This is a genomic window from Alphaproteobacteria bacterium (assembly GCA_026400645.1).
GTDB lineage: Bacteria > Pseudomonadota > Alphaproteobacteria > Paracaedibacterales > CAIULA01 > JAPLOP01.
Map to the genome: position 1 here is coordinate 13,316 of JAPLOP010000021.1, position 5,585 is coordinate 18,900.

Annotated in this window: 4 protein-coding genes and 2 tRNA genes; 1 reads left to right on the top strand and 5 read right to left on the bottom strand. The window is 46.0% G+C overall.

All coding sequences use genetic code 11. From position 1 onward, the window contains the following. Positions 1–232: 232 nt before the first annotated feature. The gene (locus tag NTX76_02905; GenBank protein MCX7338219.1) at positions 233–1,513 is read right to left on the bottom strand and encodes a proline--tRNA ligase; all 1,281 of its coding nucleotides are present in this window, start codon (positions 1,511–1,513) and stop codon (positions 233–235) included. Positions 1,514–1,554: 41 nt separating this feature from the next. After that, a tRNA-Gln gene (locus NTX76_02910) sits at positions 1,555–1,628 on the bottom strand. A 101-nt stretch (positions 1,629–1,729) separates the two neighbouring features. On the opposite strand from NTX76_02910, the gene NTX76_02915 reads away from it, so the two are divergent. Further along, positions 1,730–1,805 (top strand) — tRNA-Glu (locus NTX76_02915). Between the two features lie 50 nt (positions 1,806–1,855). Here the strand turns inward: NTX76_02915 and NTX76_02920 are convergent. The 3 genes from NTX76_02920 to NTX76_02930 form a co-directional block, all read right to left on the bottom strand. Continuing rightward, positions 1,856–2,368 (bottom strand): hypothetical protein, encoded by a 513-nt coding sequence (locus NTX76_02920; protein ID MCX7338220.1) that lies wholly within the window; start codon positions 2,366–2,368, stop codon positions 1,856–1,858. Further along, positions 2,368–4,887, bottom strand: coding sequence for a leucine--tRNA ligase (gene leuS, locus NTX76_02925; GenBank protein MCX7338221.1), 2,520 nt, complete (start codon positions 4,885–4,887; stop codon positions 2,368–2,370). Before leuS ends, NTX76_02920 begins: the two co-directional genes overlap by 1 nt. Positions 4,888–4,973: 86 nt before the next feature. Beyond that, positions 4,974–5,441 carry an ion transporter gene (locus NTX76_02930; protein MCX7338222.1) on the bottom strand — a complete coding sequence of 156 codons (468 nt, stop codon included), beginning with the start codon at positions 5,439–5,441 and terminating at the stop codon, positions 4,974–4,976. Between the last annotated feature and the right edge of the window lie 144 nt (positions 5,442–5,585).

The following is a 5,585-nucleotide window of genomic DNA, read 5'->3' on the forward strand; positions in this document are numbered from 1 at the left end:
ATTGCGGTCCCATAAAAAAAAAAAAAAAAAAACCCCAGAACAGAAATCAATGAAAATATTTTAGTAAAATTCTTCATAACAACATACCCCTGATTAATATCCTTTACTATTAGATATAGGTTTTATTTTGCTGATGTCAAGGGCGGCTCGAAAATTTTATTGGTCCCTGTATCCAAAACCCCATTTTTAGGGGGATGACGGGCAAAGGTATCCAAAAACTTTTTTACAATTCCTAGCTAAGCAACGTTAACAATTCATCATAAGACAATTCTTGGCGATGGCCTGTGCTGCGGTCTTTTACTTCTACGGTGCCATTTTGCATTGTTTTGTTGCCAACAACGACCTGCCATGGCAAGCCGATCAAATCCATGTCAGCAAACTTTGCCCCAATACGTTCTGCCCTGTCATCGTAAAGGACATCAATATTCTGTCCCAAAAGTTTTTGATACAGATCATCAGCCAATGCATCGAACGGCGCATCCCCTGTTTTGGCATTGATAAGCCCCACCTGAAATGGCGCAACGGCTTTTGGCCAAATAATTCCATATTCATCATGGTTTGCTTCGATGATGGCCCCAACCAAACGGGACACGCCAATTCCATAAGATCCCATTTCGGGATAAATTGATTGCCCACCGGGGCCCGCTACGGTTAGGCCCATGGCCTTGGAATACTTCGTTCCAAAATAAAATATGTGCCCAATTTCAATGCCGCAGGCGGTTTTTAACCGTTCCGGGGGTACTGGGCAGTTGTTGGGATCATGTTTTTCGTCGGCGGCCGCATAAATCCCCTGCATCGTGCTCAGGGTTAATTCCTCTGGTGATAATTCGTCATACCGCGCATCGTAATAAATGATGCTTTCGCCCGTTGGGGCAACAATCTGAAATTCATGACTTAAATCGCCACCAATGGCCCCAGAATCAGCCTGGACCGGAATTGCAGTCAATCCCATTCGGCGAAATGTTCGTAAATAGCTTTCGAAAATCTTTTCATAGGATGCTTTCGCCCCAGCATAATCAAGGTCAAAAGAATATCCATCCTTCATCAAAAATTCGCGACCCCGCATCACGCCATAGCGCGGGCGGATTTCATCACGAAATTTCCAACCAATTTGATACAAGATTTGCGGAAGCTGACGATAGCTTTTCACATATTGACGGACGATATCCGTAATGACTTCTTCGTTCGTTGGACCATACAGCATTTCACGATCATGGCGGTCTTTAAAACGCAGCATTTCCTTGCCATAATCATCATAGCGACCACTTTCGCGCCACAGGCTGGCCGGTTGCAATGTTGGCATTAAAACGCGATGACAACCAATACGATCCTGTTCCTCTGCGACAATTTGTTCGATATTGCGCAACACACGTAACCCAAGCGGTAGCCACGAATAAATCCCCGACGTCGTCTGGTTAATCATGCCTGCGCGTAACATCAATCTGTGCGATGCAATTTGAGCCTCAGCAGGCGTTTCTTTTGAGGTAGGAAGAAAATAGTGAGTTAAGCGCATAATGACCAACGTAAAGAAAAAATAGGAGGGGGGAAATTTGTTGGCTGGGGCACTAGGATTCGAACCTAGGGTGACGGTACCAAAAACCGTTGCCTTACCGCTTGGCGATGCCCCAACACTTGATACTTGTTACCTTAGCAAATTCTGGCTAATTTTCAAGTAAAAACTTTTTTCTTGATTTCTAGTAGCAAAAAGGCTAGGTTTACTCATGCCTTAGTCCCCATCGTCTAGAGGCCTAGGACACTGCCCTTTCAAGGCGGCAACACGGGTTCGAATCCCGTTGGGGACGCCAAATTTTTTTGGCCATTAAATCAATAAATTATACAGTCACAGCGGTCCGTATTAGCGAATTACTGCGCGCCTAATTTCGTGGGCAGTATCTTGGGCCAAACTGGTGATCAGCCGTTCCCGTGTGCTGTCCTTTGCATTCAAGTTAGAAAACTCTTCGGAATGATCGATCGTATAGGAACTGACCACATCCACACTGTTGCTGTGAACCGGGTCCAGCGATTGCCCGTTGTAAAGTTTGATGACGGCCGTCATGTGCCCCTGTGATCGTATGGACGCTGCATCTGCCCCGTATCCGATATCACCGTATTCTTCGGTAATTGCAATGGCAATGCGAAGTTTTTGTGGCAGATTGATCAGAGTTCGATTAAGTAGCGGTTCCAATTCCTGTCTGAATTTGTATTGCGTGTATGCATCATTGCTGTTGCCCGTGATTTGAAGCGTGTAGGCGGATGATGTTTGGGTGCTGGTTTTGCTGCTGCCGTACAGAGGTTCAAACCCACAAGCAGAGAGCGAGAGTAGGACAGCAAAAGACAAAGCCTTGGTCAGCACTATTTGGCGCCCCATTACACAACCACATTAACGATTCGTTTCGGGACGACGATGATTTTTTTGGGTGCATTGTCCCCCAGTGCCAAAATAACCGATGGCAACGCCAATGCCATTTGTTCAAGCGCAGCCGTATTGATATCGGGCGCAACAGTTAATGTGCCCCGAAGTTTTCCATTCACCTGAACCGCGATCGTGATTTCATCAACACGCGCCAGGGCTTCGTCAACGGCCGGCCAGGGGGTCTGCAGCAGGATTTGTCCCGGGTGAATCTTATCCCACAGTTCATGTCCCATGTGTGGCGCGATGGGCGCTAGAGTTTGAATCAGAATCGACACAGCTTCCCGCAGGCTGCTGCTGGATGCGGAATCTTTACGATCATCAATGGCCCGGGCCAATTCACGATTAAAGGATAGTACCTTGTTAAAGGCATTCCGTTCATAGGCATCAGTCAGCTTTGCCAGGTACTGATGGGTTTGCTTGCACAGGCTTTCATCGCCCGGCACGTTCTGTTCGATGCGGGCAAAAGTCTCCTCCACCAAACGCCAGACACGATTCACATACCGCCAGGATCCATCTAAGGCTTCTGTATTCCAATCGAAATCGCGATCTGGGGGCGTGTCCGACAAAATAAATACCCGCGCGACATCAGCCCCATAGGTATTGATAATGTCTTGGGGATCAATCAGGTTGTGTTTTGACTTGCTCATTTTCTCGGAACGGCCAACGGTTACGGGTGCCCGTGTTTCGGCATGAATGTGGTTTCCAAAAGAATCCTTTTCTACATCATGAGGGTAAACCCATTTGCCATTTTCATCTTGGTACGTTTCGTGACAAACCATTCCCTGGGTCAGCAGGTTCGTAAAGGGTTCGTCAAAGGTTACATATCCGCAATCCCTGAGAGCCTTTGTGAAAAACCGAGCATACAGCAAATGGAGGACCGCATGTTCCACCCCACCAATGTACCAATCAACAGGCATCCAGTCGTTGCAAATTTTGGCATCAATCGGATCGGCCGATTGTGGGGCGCAATACCGCAAGAAATACCATGACGATTCGAAAAATGTATCCAGTGTATCGGTATCGCGTTTGGCTGGGCCATGACATTTCGGGCAGTCAATATGCTGCCAGGTCGGATGATGATCCAGTGGGTTTCCGGGATGGTCGAATTTTACATCTTGGGGCAATATCACGGGCAGCTGATCGCCTGGGATCGGAACTTCGCCACACGTTGGGCAATGGATAATCGGGATCGGGCATCCCCAATACCGCTGCCGTGAAACTGACCAATCCCGCAAACGATAGGTAATTTTTCTTTTACCCAGGTTTAATATTTCCAATGCGTCAATCGCCTTTGTGCGGGCATCATCAATGGTCAACCCAGTCAAAAAATCTGAATCGATCATTTTTCCAGGACCGGTATAGGGCAATGCTGATGTTGTTTCAACGACTGACCGAATGGGCAGATTGTATCGCTGGGCAAATTCAAAATCACGTTCATCGTGTGCCGGGCAGCCAAACAATGCGCCGGTTCCATATTCCATCAGGACAAAGTTGGCGACGTAAATGGGGATTTCTTGGCCTTTTGCAAATGGATGCAGAACGCGAAGTCCCGTATCGAACCCTTTTTTCTCGACTGTGCTGAGGGCTTCTTCTGTGGCTACGATTCTTTGGCAGTCTTGGACAAATTGCGCCAATTCAGGGTTATCTGACAACAGGTCTGAAATCAACGGATGTGTGGGCGCAATCGCGCAAAATGACGCACCGAACAGTGTTTCTGGGCGAGTCGTAAATATTTCCAGGCTTTTTTCAGCGTGATCCTTGATTGGAAAATGAACAAGCGCCCCTTCGGATCGGCCGATCCAGTTTTCTTGCATGCGGATGACTTTTTCTGGCCAACCGGCTGAAATTTGTGTCAGATCATCCAATAATTCCTGGGCATAATCTGTAATCTTAACGGACCATTGATTCAGTTTTCGTTTTTCTACTAGGGCACCAGATCGCCATCCGCGGCCATTGATAACTTGTTCGTTTGCCAAAACGGTATTTTCGGTTGGATCCCAATTAACCCAGGATTCTTTACGGTAAATCAGACCTTTTTTATAGAATTCAAGAAATAATTTTTGTTCATGCCCGTAATAATTGGGCAGGCACGTGGTGATTTCCCGATCCCAATCATACGAAAACCCCAGCTGAATCAGCTGACGTTTCATGTCCGCAATGTTTTGGATCGTCCACTGTTCCGGATGTGTGTTTCGTTGGATCGCGGCATTTTCGGCCGGCAATCCGAATGCATCCCACCCCATGGGATGAAGGACCCTGAATCCCTTTGCCACTTTAAAACGAGCAATAGCATCACCGATCGCATAATTGCGCACATGCCCCATGTGTAGCCGCCCCGATGGATATGGCAGCATTTCCAAAATATAGCATTTGGGTTCGGGGCCAGTGTCAGCGACTTTGTATGATTGATTGTCGTGCCAAAATTTTTGCCATTTCGATTCAATATGGCGAAAGGGATAATTTGTACTCATCATATTTATTCTGCAATTAATCTGTCTAATTAAGAATTAGCACGAACCAGACAGAAAAGTCGATAATTCCCTTCGCAAAAAACATTTGGCTAGCTTGTTTTGATGGAATTCACCTCTATTTTTGCTTCAAGCTTTTTGACCATTTCGTAAATTTCATTTATTTTTTGATCAGCGGCATCATCGTCTTTATAGACTTCGGACTCCGCCTCTTGCAATGCCCCAACGACCACACCAACAAACAAATTTAAAACAGTAAAAACCATGACCACATAGTAAATGTAAAAATAAATCCATGCGTGAGGATAAACAGGAAGGACGGTCCTTAAAACATTGTACCAATCGTCGCCCGATAGCACCTGGAACATTGAATGCATAGCAGCTGTCAGCGATCGAAAGGCTGGCACGCTTTCATGCTGAAATAAATAAACCCCAAGAACGCTAAAAACAAAAAACAGAAAGCCCATAATGACGATAATGTTTATAATGCCGTGCATGGCCTTGTGCAGGCCGTATATAATATGTCGCGTTTTTGGCATATCCTCCACAACAGAGAACAAATGGAATATACCCCTTCCAGATCATTTTCCAGGGATGATGATCTGAAAATTGTCAGTAATTCGATCAACCAACATGTCGACTATACTTGGTATCGTATTTGACATAAAATTAAAAATAGCTTCTGAGAATTTTTTAAACGTTTC